Genomic DNA, 15,052 nt, shown 5'->3' with positions numbered 1-15,052 from the left:
GTCCATGGTTCTTGTCATGGAAGAATTCGAAAAACGCATGCAGTCGCACCTCATGCAGCCCGCGCCGGTCATGTCGGACAATGCGCTTCTCAGCTCCGACGCTATCAGGCCAATTCTTGCGACGCTGGTCGAAGAACTAACCGATGGGATCGCGATCGCACAGCGTTTGGGCGCCAGTTCGCCCTTGCTCTATGTCAATAAGGCCTTCGAGCATCTGACTGGCTACGCTCGGAACGAGGTCGTCGGGAAAGATTGCCGCTATTTGCAGGGCAACGAGCGCGACCAACAAGAGGTCGTCCACATTCGCGCTGCGATCGAGGCGGCGGAGCCTCTGGACTCAACGCTGCGTAACTATCGAAAGGACGGGGCGGCGTTCTGGAACAGTCTCAGTCTCCGGCCTGCCTGGGTGGGCGAAGAACTATTCTACGTCGGCATACTGCGCGACGTCTCGGCGATTCGCCAGGCGCACACCGCGCTGGATCGTGTCGCGAACCTCGACGCGACCACGGGTTGCCTGAACCGTCAAGCATTTATCCTGGCTACCGAGGAGCGTTTCGCAACCAATGCCAAAGCGACGCCCTTGGTCGTGAAGCTGGATGTGATCGGTTTTCACGATTTCAACACGGGATACGGTTTCGAAGTCGGGGATGCCCTGCTTTATGAAACCGGGCGGCGGCTGCGGGACGTGGGCGCTGCCCAGGTGGGACGCATGGGCGCCAATGAGTTCGCTTTGGCTTTTGAGCTCACGGATGGATCAAGTGCGGACACTATCGTGGCAGCGGTATCCGCTTCGCTTGCCGCTGACTTCGTCGTGCGAGGTGCAAGTGTCTCACTGCGTTTCGCCGTCGGCTATGCGGTGGGCCAGCCTCGGGCGAGACCCATTTCGCTGATCCGCAATGCCGGCATCGCCCTGTGGGCCGCCAAGTCCGCCCCTCTGGGTGGTCCGCGACGGTTTCGAGAATCGGATCACGAACAGGCAAGCCGACGCGTGCGAATGACTCGCGAATTGAAGGTCGCGGTCGCAAATGATGAATTTGTGTATCACTTCCAACCCCAGGTAGACCTTGCAACCGGCGAGTGGGTGGGTGCGGAAGCTTTGATACGCTGGAATCATCCTCTGTTTGGCAGCCAGCTCCCCGGAAGTTTCGTCGAGACTGCCGAGCGATCAGGTCTGCTGCTTGATCTGACCGAACGAAGTCTGACGACCGTCGCGGCTTATGCACGGCGCATTAACGCGCATCGCGACAAGGCTTTGCGCTTTGCGGTGAATGTATCCGCCGGGGAGTTCCTGCAGCATGACATGGCCGAAATGCTGGATCGGGTCCTGTGCCTGACCAAGGCCGACCCGGCATGGTTGACGCTTGAGATCACCGAAAGCATGTTCCTCAGCGATACACCCGGCGTGATGGACGCATTTCAGCGGCTGCGACAGAGCGGCGTCGGCCTTTCCGTCGATGACTTCGGCACAGGCTATTCGAACCTGCGCTCGCTCGAAACCTTTCCGGTTACCGAGATCAAGATAGACCGCGCCTTTATAAGCGAACTCGCAACGAGGCCGTCCAGAAGGGTGATTGTCCAGGCCGTTATCGATCTTGGACGCGCCCTTGGGTTAACTGTGGTTGCAGAAGGCGTGGAGACCGAGGCCCAGCGCAAAATGCTTCGCGAAATGGGCTGTCCGGTCGGCCAAGGCTACCTTTTCGGCCGTCCCATCGACGCCGAAGTTTTTGCAGCCGGCTTGGCACGGATTGGGAGCGACGGGATGGAAACAGCCTAACGTCAGCGGGAGTAAGGACCGATTTGGCCCCGCGAGTAATCGCGGAGCCAAGAGACGCTGATCAGATGAGGCTGACGTTCTCGGCCTTGGACTTTCCAGTCTTGCGGTCCTGTCCAACATCGTAGCTGACCTTCTGGCCATCCTGAAGAGAACCACCAAACCCTACGGCGGAGATGTGGACGAAGACGTCCGGGCCGCCGTTGTCCGGTGTGATGAAGCCGAAGCCCTTGTCCTGTGCGAAAAATTTGACGGTACCTGTTGCCATGTTATCCTCGTTAATTGAATACGACGCGGTAATACTATTGTTCGATGGCGGTGGCCACAAGGCTTTATGGCCTTCTCGAGACAAGTCGCCGTGGATGAGTGGTTTTCAAAAACGCCTGTTTTGCGGTCTCAGTCACGATCAGCGCGCGATCTTTTGAATTTCAGCACGAATTAATTCGTATTTCCATTCTGCTCCCGCGCACAAAAATCGAAGCAACGAGTTGCTTATGAACAAATTTGTCGCGTTGAGCGGGCCTGATCTTGATCGGAAAAGCAGCGCAGTTTGAAGGCGTAGAGAGTTGCGGCCGCCGAGACCGCTTGCTCTATGTGCATACAGCGTCTCTATAGCGGTCAAAATGCTTAAAGTTTAGTCATTTCCAGGGTTGCGGATATTTTCATCGATCTATCTTGCGGATACGCTATTTGCGTGCTTGTATAGACAACCTAGGCAGTCATCACAGTTGCCGAGCCTGAAGGCGCAGACAGAGCGCAGGAGAGATTTGCATGATCGTCTTCGACAACGTCACCAAGCAATATGCGGGCGCGGCTACTGCCGTAAACGGTTTGTCCCTGACGGCGCCAAACGGCAAACTGACCGTGTTCGTCGGCCCTTCGGGTTGCGGCAAAACCACATCCTTGCGGATGATCAACAGGTTGATCGTACAATCGTCCGGTTCGATCCTTCTTGACGGCGAACCGACAGATGGCATGGACGTGGCACTGCTGCGTCGTCGTATCGGTTATGTCATCCAGCATGCCGGGCTTTTCCCCCATCGCACCGTTGTTCAGAACATAGCGACCACTGCGCGGCTAAACGGAGCGCCGAAGGAAAAAGCACTGCGCACGGCGCATGAGTTGCTTGAGCGTGTAGGGCTGACCGCCGCCTTTGCCGATCGCTATCCATGGCAGCTTTCGGGTGGCCAGCAGCAACGCGTCGGCGTTGCACGTGCACTCGCTTCCGATCCCAAATTCATGCTGATGGACGAACCCTTCAGTGCTGTCGATCCCGTCGTTCGCACACAGTTGCAGGACGAATTTCTTCGCTTGCAGCGTGAGATTGGCAAGACCATCATCATGGTAACCCATGATATTGACGAAGCGTTGAAGCTTGGCGATCAGGTTGCTGTTTTGCGTGCCGGCGGAACGCTTGCGCAGATCGCCACTCCAGAGGAATTGCTGGCGCGCCCGGCAGATGCCTTCGTGGCGGACTTTATCGGCCGGGACAGAGGGTATCGCTTCCTGAGTTTTGCAGAATTTGACGGAGCAGTCCCTCTCGGTGCGGAGCCGACAGCCTTGCTCGGCGCAACACCGGACAGCCTTCGTGGCGTTGCAACGGATCGCTGGGTTCTGGTGACTGACGCCGAACATCGTCCGATCGGATGGGCCGATGCGCAGGGTCTCAGGCAACCACTGCGTCAGGGAGATCTCAATCTCAGTGGTACGCTGGCGCCGGAAGGCAGCAGTTTGCGCCATGTGCTCGATGCAGCGTTGAGTTCGCCCTCCGGCCGCGGGGTCATCGTAGGGTCAACGGGCCAGCTTGTCGGCACCGTCACACTCTCTGATGTCGCCAAAGCCATCGAAGCCGCGCGGGTCGGTCGCTTCGGAGGTCAGCCATGAGGTTTGATTGGCTCTACCGGGAATCCGGGCGGATTTTCGAGCTTTTTATCTGGCATCTCGGCCTTTCGGTCATCCCGGTGGTGATCGGCCTGCTTCTTGCCCTGCCGCTCGGTTGGATTGCGCAGCGGGCCGGTTTATTCCGGTCGACCCTGCTGGGGGTTGCCGGACTTCTTTACACAATTCCGTCGCTTGCGCTGTTCGTACTGCTGCCGCTGGTGCTCGGCACCCGTATACTCGATCCGCTAAACGTCGTCGTCGCGCTGACGATCTACGCGTTGGCGCTTCTGGTGCGAACAGTGAACGATGGTTTGGAATCGGTTTCGCCAGACGTCCTCCAGGCGGCCAATGCCATGGGCTACAGACAGGTTGCGCGTCTGGTGATGGTGGAGCTACCGCTCGCCGTTCCTGTGATTGCCGCCGGATTGCGTGTGGCCGTGGTTTCAAATGTCAGCATCGTTTCCGTAGCGGCACTGGTTGGAACGCCGCAACTTGGTCTGCTCTTCACGCAGGGGCTTCAACTGCGGTTCCTGACGCCGATCATAGCAGGCATCGTACTCTGCGTGCTTCTTGCAGCCTTGCTGGACGGGCTTGTTCTGTTCATTTCACGCCGCCTGACGCCGTGGCAGCCTGGGAGTGCGGCGCGATGATCGAATGGTTTAGCGATCCAGCTCACTGGACAGGGAGTGATGGTGTCATCGTTCTCGTCGGTCAGCATCTGGCTTATAGCTTTGCGGCCCTTTTTCTCGCCTGTCTGATTGGCTTGCCGGTTGGGCTTTATGTGGGGCACACGGGACGCGGTGTCGTCTTCATCGCGGGTCTTGCAAATGCGCTACGCTCCCTTCCAAGCCTCGGCCTAATCGCACTTCTTGTGATTGTTTTTGGCCCCGTTTTCGCATCCGATATGGCTTTTATCGTACCCAGCCTTATCGTGCTCGTGCTTCTGGCCGTGCCGCCGATCATGACTGGCAGTTACGCCGGTATCGCGGCGGTGGATCCCGCTGCGGTGGACGCTGCAAGAGGCATGGGGAAACGTCCGCTCGATATTCTGTTCGATGTGGAACTGCCCTGCGCTCTGCCATTGATCTTTTCCGGTCTGCGCAGCGCCACGCTTCAGATCATCTCGACCGCAACCATCGCCGCTTATGTTTCTCTTGGTGGTCTCGGTCGCCTGATCATCGATGGGCGGGCGCAGAACGATTATTATCAGATGGCCGCAGGTGCCGTTCTCGTCGGTGCGTTGGCCCTGACCGTGGATCTGATCATCGGCGTCATATCGAGGGTCACCGTATCGCCAGGCCTGACGCGTCGAGCGAAGCGGTAGAGGTTCTAAAATAACGCGGTTTTCTATTCCACGACTGTTTCAACATAAAGGAGAAGCTCGCATGGCATTCAGGATCATCACTGCCGCCAGCGCATTTGCGCTCATGGCACTTTCCGCTGCTTCGGCATTGGCGCAAAGCAATCCGCTGGCCGCGCCAGCCACTCCGAGAACCGATACGACGACAATCATCGTCGGTTCCGCCGACTTCCCCGAAAGCCAGCTTCTGGCGACGATCTACGCCAAGGCCCTTGCCGCCAAGGGTGTTGCCGTCGAAACGAAGTTGAGCATCGGTAGCCGCGAAGTCTATATCCCTGCGTTGCTCGACGGATCAATAGATCTGTTGCCGGAGTATGCTGGTGCGACGCTGAGCTATCTCGACAAGAACGCCACGGCCCATTCGCCAAGCGATGTGGCCGCAGCGCTCAAGGCGGCTCTGCCGAAAGGCGTCTCGATGCTGACACCCTCCGCAGCACAGGATTCCGATAGCGTGGCTGTGACGCGCGCGACCGCTGACAAATACAAGCTGAAGACGATTGCCGATCTCGCACCCGTAGCCTCGCAGCTCGTACTTGGCGGTCCACCGGAATGGAAAACGCGCAAGGAAGGCATTATCGGTCTGAAGGAACTTTATGGCCTCGAGTTCCAGTCGTTCAAATCGCTTGACGTCGGTGGCCCGCTGACCCTTTCGGCACTCATCAACGGTCAGGTCCATGCTGCAAACCTGTTCTCGACCGATCCGGCCATCGCTGCAAACGATCTCATCGTGCTTGAAGACGTCAAGAACCTCTTTCCCGCCCAGAACATCGTACCAGTGATTGCCACACCGAAAGTTAGCGACGTTGTGACAAGCACTCTCGATGCTGTTTCTGCCGCCCTGACGACGAAAGATCTCGTCGTTATGAACGGTCGTCTGGCCAATCACGACAGTTTCGATGTCGTGGCGGGCGACTGGCTGGCCGAACACAAATTGAACTGAATCCATCGGCAAAGGGCGTGGCATTGCCCCGCCCTTTGCCGACAACCCTGCGTATTGGTGACGTCATAGCTATGGATCACGACAGAAAGATTTTCCGGGAAGTGATGCCGCCGATATCTGAGGACGCTCGTGACGCGCAGGGCACCGAAGACCAGAGTTCACCGCTCTATGTAAAGCTGAAAGACTATGTCCGCAGTCGCGTCGAGGCGGGTGAGTGGAAGATCGGTCAACGTGTTCCATCGGAAAACGAACTGGTCGATATTCTCGGTGTCAGCCGTATGACGGCCAACCGCGCTTTGCGTGAGCTGGCCGACGAAGGGCTTGTGGTGCGTGTACGCGGCAAAGGTTCGTTCGTTGCGTCCAAGAAGCGCACATCGCAGTTCCAGAGCGTACCCAACATTGCCGAAGAAATAACACGCAACGGCGGTGTTCACAGCGCGCGGGTCATACTTCTTCAAATCGAAACCTGCGATCCAGATCTTGCCGAAGCGCTCGCTGTTCCGGCGGGCAGCCTTGCTGCGCACTCGATCATTGTGCATGCGGAAGACGGCGTGCCGATGCAAATCGAGGATCGTTTCGTCAATTCGGACTGCGCGCCCGATTACATCAAACAGGATTTCAACCTCGTAACACCCAACGGTTATCTCACGCGAGTGGCACCGATCGTGAAAGCCGAGCAGCATATCGAGGCGGTCAGCGCACAGCCCTGGGAGTGCAAGCTGCTGGCGATTTCCAAGACGGAACCATGCCTGCTCGTGCGTCGTCGCACATGGTCGACAAAGGGGATCGTGTCTTCCGTCCGCCTCCTTTATCCCGGCAGCCGCTATCGTCTTTACAGCAGTAATTGAGACACGGGCCAACGCCGGCAGTATTCAAGATGGAAAATTCCCGCTCCTCGCAGCCGTTTCTGCATCATAGGAAAACGTCATGACTGTTCTACTGGATGATGGATTGAGTTGGCGCGATGTGGCCCATATCGGCAAGGGCGAGGCACTGCGTGTGTCAGACGCGGCCTATCTGCGGATTGACCGGGCGAGCCAGATCGTTGACAGCATCGTCGAAAGCGGTGTGCGTGCCTATGGCATCAATACCGGGGTCGGTGCACTGTCGGACACTGTGGTGGATCGCACCGCGCAGGGTCGGCTTTCGCGCTCCATTATTCTCAGCCATGCCTGCGGTGTCGGCCCGTTGTTGGATCCTCGCGAAGTTCGGGCAATCATGGCGGCGCAGATCGCCAATTTCGCCCATGGGCACTCCGGTGTCCGACGCGAGATCGTCTCGCATCTGTCGACGTTTCTGGAACAGGATTGTATTCCCGACGTGCCGTCCCGCGGATCGGCGGGCTATCTGGTGCACAACGCGCATGTTGCGCTTGTTCTGATCGGAGAGGGCCAGGCCCGGCTCGGCGGGCGCGTTATGAGTGGACGGGATGCCCTGGCGGCAATGGGCCTTCAACCCATCGTGCTGGGTGCCAAGGAAGGGCTGAGCCTCGTCAATGGTACAGCCTGTGCGACCGGTCTTTCCTGCATGGCACTCGCGCGGGCCAATCACCTGCTAGATTGGGCCGATGCCATAGCGGCGCTGACGCTTGAAGCAGCAGGCTGCCAGATCGACGCTTTTGACGAGACGGTTCTCGCGCTGCGTCCCTCGAAGGGAATCGCGGCCGTCGGGGCTGCTCTGCGATCCCGGCTTGAAGGCAGTGGGCTGGTTGCCGCCGCTCATGGCAGGCGGACACAGGACGCGCTAAGCCTACGTGCCGTGCCGCATGCGCATGGTGCTGCACGCGACATCTTCGATGCCTGCGCCTCCATCGTTGACCGAGAGCTCGCCTCCGTCACCGACAATCCCGCGATCCTTGGCACGCCCGAGCAGCCCATCGTCTCGTCGGAGGCCCATGCCGTTGCCCCGGCATTGGGGCAGGCGGCAGACAGTCTCGCCATCGCCATTGCACAGATTGCCTCCACGAGCGAGCGCCGTATCGACAGGCTGGTCAATCCTCTGGTGAGTGGTCTGCCGCCATTTCTGGCGACCGATGCCGGAAGCCATTCAGGTTTCATGATCGCGCAATATACGGCCGCAGCCCTTGTCGGCGATAGCAGACGTCTTTCCGCGCCTGCCTCCACAGATGGAGGGCTGACATCGGGATTGCAGGAGGATTTTCTCTCTCATCCCACGGCAGCCGCCAACAAGCTGCTCGCGGTTCTCGACAATGCCGAATATATTCTGGCCATCGAATGGATGGCCGGGGTGCAGGCCCATGATTTCCTGGAAAATGTTGCCGGGCGGGCAGCCGGAACAAATGCGGTCTACAATCTGCTTCGCGAGCACCTCCAGCCCTATTCGGATGACCGGCCTCTGTCTTCGGACATGGAAAAGGCAAGGCTGCTCCTGCGTGATTTCTCGCCACCGGATATGTGATTGAAGGCCGTGAGGCTCGTGCCTTACATGGTGAAAGGCAGATCGATACCCTTGGCGCGGATGAAGGGCAGGCCTTTGCGCCGTGCAGTCCAGCCGATAACGTGGAGGCTCCGGGCGGCCGGTTCATGCCGTTGCGCAAGCATCCAGGATTTGCAGTCGATCGCGGCAATGTCCGCCCGGCCCTCGGCCACTGCGATGACGGAAGCGCGGTGCGCACCGGTTTCGAGACAATTTTCAAACAGATCGAGGCCCGCGCCTTCTGCTTCCAGATCGCGTTTCAAGCTGAGATAGCCGGATAATGACTTGTGCTCGTTGAATGCCAGTATTTTCCCGCTAAGAAATCCTTTCGGCAAAGCGGCCTCACCGGTTTTCGAAGGTTCTGCACCCTCTCCACCGTCGGCTATGCGGGCAATGATGGCGCTGGAATAGAACTCGCCTGCACCACCCTTGATGCCATTATAATCGCTCTGTCCAATCACCTGCACATGATCCTGCAGGCCAAACTCCATTGGCCCCCAGCAGGTGCCGGAGATCAGCAGAGCCGGATGCCGCCAGAGCACCGCAAGATCCAATGCATCGGGATCGAGCGTGGCAGGGTCTGCGGCAATGATGGCGCCGTCCTTTCCACGAATACCTCCCGGAACCGCCGGCATATCGCCGTTGCGTCTGGTGAGGCCTTTGGGAGCGTCGATACCCTCTGCTAAAAAACGGGTGCGCATATCGGCCCACAGCCTGTCCGTCTCATTGCGCAGTTCGGGCCAGTCATACATTGGCAGTGCCGCGATCCATGTCACGATGGAATTTCCAGTCTCACGTCTTGTTCCTGCATCGCATGGTCAGAAAAAATCAGAGCGGCAGGCACGACGGGTGACGCGATTAAAACTTGCTCGTCCCGTCTCAAGACAGGATGCGCTACCGGTTCCTTGGCCTTGAAGGCGAAAGCGCGGAACACCTCGAAATAATTGCTGAACACATATCCGTCATTCATCTTCTGCCACTCCGCCCGCCTCTCGCTGTAGAGGGAGGGCAATTTATACCAGGCGGCTGTCGGCATTTTGTGATGCACGAAATGCAGGTTGTTATAGAGAAACAGTGGAGCCAGGATGGAGTTTTCAACAATGATCGTTCTCCCATCCGGCTGTTCGGACCATTGATGTTCGCAGTAGGAGCGAATGGCAATGATGGATATGCCCAGATAGGCCGCCACACTGACATAGAGCCAGATTGGAACGCCGAAAATCAGGGATATGACCAGCAGTGTCGGAACAAGTCCGGCCAGATGCAGGGTCCAGGCATAGATCACCCGCCGATCACCCTGCGCGATCTTGCGCCATTCGGATATCGTGAAACCAACAACCATCAGCGGAGGACCGATGACCAGACGCCCGATGAACGTATTGTTCCATCCCAGCAGGACCTTGAGGAACGACGGCATCTTTTGCCAGTCGCCCATGGCCCGGTAATAGCTTTCCGGATCGTCGAATGGGTCGGTCAGACGCTCGTCTGCATGGTGTTGCAGATGCGTGCGCTTGTAACTGCGATAGGGGTAGAAAATCCCGAGCGGCAGAAAGACCAAAGCTTCGTTCAGTCGTGCATTGCGCGTGGGGTGCCCATGCAGAACCTCGTGCTGGAGCGAGGAGTGCAGGGCAACTGCAATGCCCATGAGCACCAGAGAAACGATTGGAAACAACGGATACAGAAAATATCCCGCGAAAATCCAGAGACCGTAACAGACCGCCAACAGCGAGACTGTTGGCCATTCAATTCGGTCACGCGTTCTTCTGCGGCGCACGCCAGTCAGCCGCGCCGTCTTCTTTGCCAATATGTCTGTCATTTCATACTCTTGATGCCCCTGTCACCGCAGGGTCGCACCAGTCTCAGCCAGCCACAACGGGTTTATGGTGACCAACTGTTGATTTTGATAACAGTTTAAGCATTATGGTGATAATTATAAACAAACGGGTGAATTATGGACAAGCGCGCGCTCGCAGAATTGTTTCGTGCCCGCCTGATCCAGCTGGTGAACAGGTCAGAAGACAGCCAGGCGTCTTTTGCCGCCGCCATTGGCATTGATCGATCAGCACTTTCGCAATTGCTTTCCGGTGATTCGGCGCGGCTTCCGCGTGTGGAGACGCTGCTGAATATCGCCGAGCGACATTCCGTCTCGCTCGATTGGCTACTCGGTCTTTCCCATGATCAGGGGTTGATGGGGGAATTGCGGCCAAGTTTCGAGATCGAGGAGGGCGGCGCTGATTATACGGATACGCTGTTGATGAAGTGGCATGCGGAAGCGGCAGGCACCAAAATCCGTTATGTTCCGGCACGCATTCCCGATCTGCTTCGCACACCCGAGATCATCGCTTTCGAGGCCATGGGCGCGCATCAGAGTGTGATGGCGCAGGCCAGCGAAACGGCGTTTCGACTCGATTATAATCGCCAGCCTGGTACCGACATGGAAGTTTGCATGCCGCTCGAAACGCTGGAAGCTTTTGCGCAGGGGCGCGGTATGTGGAGCGGTTTGGACCGCGAGACACGTGCCGAACAACTCAAACATATGTCGGGACTTATCAGCGAGCTATACCCATCATTCCGGCTGTTTCTGTTCAATGAAAAAGAACGCTTTTCCGTGCCCTATACGATCTTCGGTTCGCAACGGGCAGCACTTTTCGTCGGCGCCATGTATCTTGTGCTCAACAACGCTGAAGCCATCCGTAAGATGCAACGTCACTTCGACGAGCTGATACGTTTTACCCGCATTCATGCCCATGAAACCGCGGATTTTGTGATGAATTTGGAAGTCGCTTAGTCCTGTGACGGGTACCAGCTTTCGCACATCATCGAACCGGTTTGCTACGTGACGACATGGTCGGGATTGAACAGGAGAGGAAGGCCGCCATGGCCGCGAAATAACGACCTCCTCCACAAACCGGATCTTTTGTAACGGGGCCAGAAAAGGCCCGGCAGTGCCGGGCTGTAATCTATGATGTTACTTCGGCCGAAAACGCGGATTTGATCAGTGTTTTGGTATATTCAGCCGCCGGCCGCTCGAATATCGCGTCCGTTTCTCCCTCTTCGACAATCTTCCCGTTTCTCATCACGATGACATAATCCGAAATGGCTTTGATGACAGAGAGGTCGTGGCTGATGAAGATGTAGGAAAGGTTGTGCGTTTTCTGCAAATTACGCAAGAGATCGATAACTTGTCCTTGAATGGATCGGTCCAGCGCAGATGTAGGTTCATCGAGAATGACGACATCTGGCTTGAGGATGATCGCGCGGGCAATTGCGATACGCTGACGTTGCCCGCCTGAAAACTCGTGCGGGTAGCGGTTGCGGGCGGCGGGATCGAGGCCGACTTCTTTCAGCGCTTCTATTGCTCGCTCGTCGCGCTGCGCGCGGCTGAGCTGTGGGTCGTGCACAAAGAGACCCTCAGTGATGATCTCTCCAACAGTCTGCCTTGGCGAAAGAGATCCATACGGATCCTGGAACACAAGCTGCAGCTGCCGCCGCAATGGCCTCATTGCCGTTCGGCCAAGTCCGGTGATTTCCGTCTTGCCGAAGAAAATGCGGCCCTCTGCAGTGACAAGGCGCAGAAGCGCGCGACCGAGCGTGGACTTGCCTGATCCGGATTCACCGACGATGCCGATGGTCTGCCCTTGATGAAGGCTGACATTAACGCTGTCCACGGCCCTGAAAGCCCGTGACTTCGACAGGAAGCCGCCCGGGATCACATAATCGATCGTGACGTTCTGGCCAGAGAGAACGACCGGCGCTTCTTTGCCAACCGGCGGCTTGTGGCCGCTGGGTTCGGCATCGAGAAGCATCCTCGTATAGTCCGCCTGCGGGCGCTCGAAGATCTCTTCCGTCGGACCGGTTTCAACGATCTCGCCTCGGCGCATAACTGCAACACGATCGGCAAAATGCCTGACGACACCGAGATCGTGCGTTATCAGCACCACGGCCATGCCGAAGCGCTGCTGCAACGACTTCAGAAGATCGAGGATCTGCGCCTGGATTGTCACGTCGAGCGCGGTGGTTGGCTCATCCGCGATCAGAATATCCGGCTCGTTTGCCAGCGCCATCGCGATCATGACGCGTTGGCGCTGGCCGCCTGAAAGCTCATGCGGGTAGCTGTCGATGCGCCGCTCCGGGTCCGGAATACCGACAAGTTTCAGAAGTTCGAGAACGCGCGCCCTCGCTTCCTTCTTGCTGCCGCCCCGGTGATGCACGATTGGCTCGGCGATCTGCGCGCCGATCCTGTAAAGCGGATCGAGCGAAGTCATCGGCTCCTGGAAAATCATGGTGATTTTCGCGCCACGGATTTTGTTCAGCTCGTTGACCGGCAATCCTACCAACTCGCGTCCACGATATTGCGCCGAGCCTTGAATGACGCCGTTGGAAGCCAAGAGGCCCATGATGCCCATCATGGTCTGGCTTTTGCCGGAGCCGGATTCCCCGACGACAGCGAGCGTTTCACCCTGCTTTACGTGGAGATCGACACCTTTGACGGCGTTGACCGTGCCGTCTGGCGTGGCAAAATCGACCTTGAGATTGCGGACGGTGAGTATGTTTTCGGATGTCGTATTCATGTCAACGATCCTTGGGATCGAGTGCATCACGCAATCCGTCGCCTACGAAGTTCAGCGAAAAAAGCGTTAGCACGAAGAAGATTGCCGGGAATATCAGCAGCCACGGAGCCGACTGAATATTGTTGGCGCCTTCGGAAATGAGCGCACCCCAGCTCGTGAGTGGCGCCTGAACGCCAAGGCCGAGAAAGGAGAGGAAGCTTTCAAGAAGTATGACCTTCGGGACAACGACCGTCACGAACACGACCACGGGACCGATGGTGTTGGGGATGATGTGACGGCGGATGATCTGCCAGTCGCTCAAACCCAAGGCCTGAGCTGCCGCCACAAATTCCCGCCGTTTCAAGGCAAGCGTCTGGCCACGCACGATACGCGCCATATCCAGCCACTCCACTGCGCCAATGACAAGGAAGATCAGGATGAAGCTACGCCCGAAGAAAACCACGAGAACCACGACCAGGAAGACGAAGGGCAGCGAATAGAGGATCTCGACGAAACGCATCATTACATTGTCGACGCGCCCGCCGATGTAACCCGCCGTAGCGCCGTAAAGCACGCCGATGCCGAGCGAAACGAGGCTGGCGAGAACGCCGACTGCAATGGAGATCTGGCCGCCCAGCATTACGCGAGCCAGCATGTCGCGACCGTTTGAATCTGTACCGAAGAAGAAGTATTCGCGATTGACATCGCCTTCCAACTTCAGCGTTCGACCATCATCTTCCGTAGCAACGACTTTCGTGTTTTCGAATTCGTTGGCGCGGTCGAAATAACGTGTCGTGCGCGGGTCAATCGGGCTGCTGGAGGTAACCGTTGCCGTGAAGGTCTGCCCTTCGACGGCAAACTCCTTCAGTTCGACGCGCGCACGGCCTGCCACACCTTCCATGACGCTCTGGAGGTTGTTCACGTCCGGGCGCGGCTCGAGGCTTGGCGCGACGGAGACATAGGACGAAAACACCTGATCATAGGTGTGTGAAAGGAAATGCGGGCCGATAAACGAGAAAAGTGTGATCAGCACAAGCATGATGGAGCCAGCCATGGCGGCCTTGTTTCGTCTGAAACGCAGGGCTGCAAGCTGGAACAGGCTTCGGCTTTTCACCGATGGCTGAGGGGCGATATTGCCGGAGATATCAGTCATGTCTGACCCTCGGATCGAGCAGGCCGTAGAGAATATCGACCACGAGATTGAACAGGATGACGAAAATGGCGATGAGAACGACCGTTCCCATGACCAGCGTGTAGTCACGATTGATGGCGCCAAGAACGAAATAGCGGCCGACACCGGGAATGGTGAAGATCGTCTCGATGACCGCCGAGCCCGTCAGCAGCGCTGCGGCGCAAGGAGCAAGATATGAAACGACCGGCAGCATCGCCGCGCGCATGGCGTGAATCACCACGACGCTGCGAGACGGGAGGCCATAGGCCCTGGCGGTGCGGATATGGTCCATGCGCAGAGCCTCGATCATTGCACCGCGCGTCAGACGCGCGATGACCGCGAGCTGCGGCAAGGCGAGCGCGATCATCGGAAGAATGAGATAGCGTAGCGACCCGTCACCCCAGCTACCTGCGGGCAGAAGCCCCAGTAAGACGGCGAAGATAAGCGTGAGGACAGGTGCGACGACGAAGTTCGGCACGGTGATGCCGATGGTCGAGATGGACATGATGGAGAAATCGAAGGTGCTATTCTGCCTGAGTGCGGCAAAGGTGCCGGCAAGAATGCCGCCGACCAACGCCAGCAAAAGAGCATAGCAACCGAGCTGCAGCGAATAGGGCAGGCCTTTGCCGATCAACTGGGCGACGGTGTTGTCCTTGTAGATGTAGCTCGGACCGAAATCGCCGGTGGCGGCGTTGCCGAGATAGATGAGATACTGGCGCCACAATGGTTCATCCAGGTGATAGGTTCTCATCAGGTTTTCCATGGTTTGCGGGGGCAGGGGCCGCTCGAGGTTGAACGGACCGCCCGGTGCGAAACGCATCAGGAAAAACGAAATCGTGACGACGATGAACAATGTCGGCACGGCGCTCGCCAAACGGCGCAGGATAAATGAAATCATGATTTTCAGGCTCCGACATGGCACGGTGGTTTCGGCCACCGTGCC

Annotated in this window: 14 protein-coding genes; 8 read left to right on the top strand and 6 right to left on the bottom strand. The window is 57.7% G+C overall.

Annotation, left to right across the window (positions count from 1 at the left end; genetic code table 11):
* Positions 1–16 precede the first annotated feature (16 nt).
* Positions 17–1,774, top strand: a complete 1,758-nt coding sequence (locus ACZ5A6_RS22005; protein ID WP_236763054.1) for a putative bifunctional diguanylate cyclase/phosphodiesterase — start codon at positions 17–19, stop codon at positions 1,772–1,774.
* Between the two features lie 61 nt (positions 1,775–1,835).
* Here ACZ5A6_RS22005 and ACZ5A6_RS22000 read toward each other — a convergent pair whose 3' ends face one another.
* Positions 1,836–2,039, bottom strand: a complete 204-nt coding sequence (locus ACZ5A6_RS22000; protein WP_003518333.1) for a cold-shock protein — start codon at positions 2,037–2,039, stop codon at positions 1,836–1,838.
* A gap of 503 nt (positions 2,040–2,542) precedes the next feature.
* On the opposite strand from ACZ5A6_RS22000, the gene ACZ5A6_RS21995 reads away from it, so the two are divergent.
* From ACZ5A6_RS21995 to ACZ5A6_RS21970, 6 genes are all read left to right on the top strand, one after another.
* Complete coding sequence (locus ACZ5A6_RS21995; RefSeq protein ID WP_112155611.1) at positions 2,543–3,655, top strand: ABC transporter ATP-binding protein; 1,113 nt, start codon at positions 2,543–2,545, stop codon at positions 3,653–3,655.
* Positions 3,652–4,302, top strand: a complete 651-nt coding sequence (locus tag ACZ5A6_RS21990; protein ID WP_019566836.1) for an ABC transporter permease — start codon at positions 3,652–3,654, stop codon at positions 4,300–4,302. Before ACZ5A6_RS21995 ends, ACZ5A6_RS21990 begins: the two co-directional genes overlap by 4 nt.
* On the top strand, positions 4,299–4,976 hold the full coding sequence (locus tag ACZ5A6_RS21985) for an ABC transporter permease (RefSeq protein WP_003518330.1): 678 nt from the start codon (positions 4,299–4,301) through the stop codon (positions 4,974–4,976). Before ACZ5A6_RS21990 ends, ACZ5A6_RS21985 begins: the two co-directional genes overlap by 4 nt.
* Before the next feature lie 61 nt (positions 4,977–5,037).
* The gene (locus ACZ5A6_RS21980) at positions 5,038–5,952 is read left to right on the top strand and encodes an ABC transporter substrate-binding protein (protein WP_003518329.1); all 915 of its coding nucleotides are present in this window, start codon (positions 5,038–5,040) and stop codon (positions 5,950–5,952) included.
* A 104-nt stretch (positions 5,953–6,056) separates the two neighbouring features.
* The gene (gene hutC / locus ACZ5A6_RS21975) at positions 6,057–6,800 is read left to right on the top strand and encodes a histidine utilization repressor (protein ID WP_076845313.1); all 744 of its coding nucleotides are present in this window, start codon (positions 6,057–6,059) and stop codon (positions 6,798–6,800) included.
* A 79-nt stretch (positions 6,801–6,879) separates the two neighbouring features.
* Positions 6,880–8,370: an HAL/PAL/TAL family ammonia-lyase gene (locus tag ACZ5A6_RS21970; protein WP_464111407.1), complete on the top strand. Its 1,491-nt coding sequence runs from the start codon at positions 6,880–6,882 to the stop codon at positions 8,368–8,370.
* 23 nt (positions 8,371–8,393) lie between these two features.
* Here ACZ5A6_RS21970 and ACZ5A6_RS21965 read toward each other — a convergent pair whose 3' ends face one another.
* Together ACZ5A6_RS21965 and ACZ5A6_RS21960 are read right to left on the bottom strand one after the other, a co-directional pair.
* On the bottom strand, positions 8,394–9,140 hold the full coding sequence (locus ACZ5A6_RS21965; protein WP_035252707.1) for a phosphate/phosphite/phosphonate ABC transporter substrate-binding protein: 747 nt from the start codon (positions 9,138–9,140) through the stop codon (positions 8,394–8,396).
* A 20-nt stretch (positions 9,141–9,160) separates the two neighbouring features.
* Complete coding sequence (locus ACZ5A6_RS21960; protein WP_111800151.1) at positions 9,161–10,204, bottom strand: fatty acid desaturase; 1,044 nt, start codon at positions 10,202–10,204, stop codon at positions 9,161–9,163.
* A 135-nt stretch (positions 10,205–10,339) separates the two neighbouring features.
* Here ACZ5A6_RS21960 and ACZ5A6_RS21955 point away from each other — a divergent pair, with 135 nt between their 5' ends.
* Positions 10,340–11,176 carry a helix-turn-helix domain-containing protein gene (locus tag ACZ5A6_RS21955; RefSeq protein ID WP_019566842.1) on the top strand — a complete coding sequence of 279 codons (837 nt, stop codon included), beginning with the start codon at positions 10,340–10,342 and terminating at the stop codon, positions 11,174–11,176.
* A gap of 172 nt (positions 11,177–11,348) precedes the next feature.
* Here ACZ5A6_RS21955 and ACZ5A6_RS21950 read toward each other — a convergent pair whose 3' ends face one another.
* From ACZ5A6_RS21950 to oppB, 3 genes are read right to left on the bottom strand one after another with little or no spacing between them, the layout of a single operon-like run.
* Positions 11,349–12,959, bottom strand: a complete 1,611-nt coding sequence (locus tag ACZ5A6_RS21950; protein WP_162647927.1) for an ABC transporter ATP-binding protein — start codon at positions 12,957–12,959, stop codon at positions 11,349–11,351.
* A gap of 1 nt (position 12,960) precedes the next feature.
* Entirely contained in the window at positions 12,961–14,091 is a 1,131-nt protein-coding gene (locus tag ACZ5A6_RS21945) for an ABC transporter permease (protein ID WP_003518322.1), read from the bottom strand.
* Entirely contained in the window at positions 14,084–15,007 is a 924-nt protein-coding gene (gene oppB, locus ACZ5A6_RS21940) for an oligopeptide ABC transporter permease OppB (RefSeq protein ID WP_019566844.1), read from the bottom strand. Before oppB ends, ACZ5A6_RS21945 begins: the two co-directional genes overlap by 8 nt.
* Positions 15,008–15,052 lie beyond the last annotated feature (45 nt).

This window comes from Agrobacterium sp. 6Ca8 (genome assembly GCF_055382765.1).
This window is presented reverse-complemented; position numbering and strand designations above follow the sequence as displayed.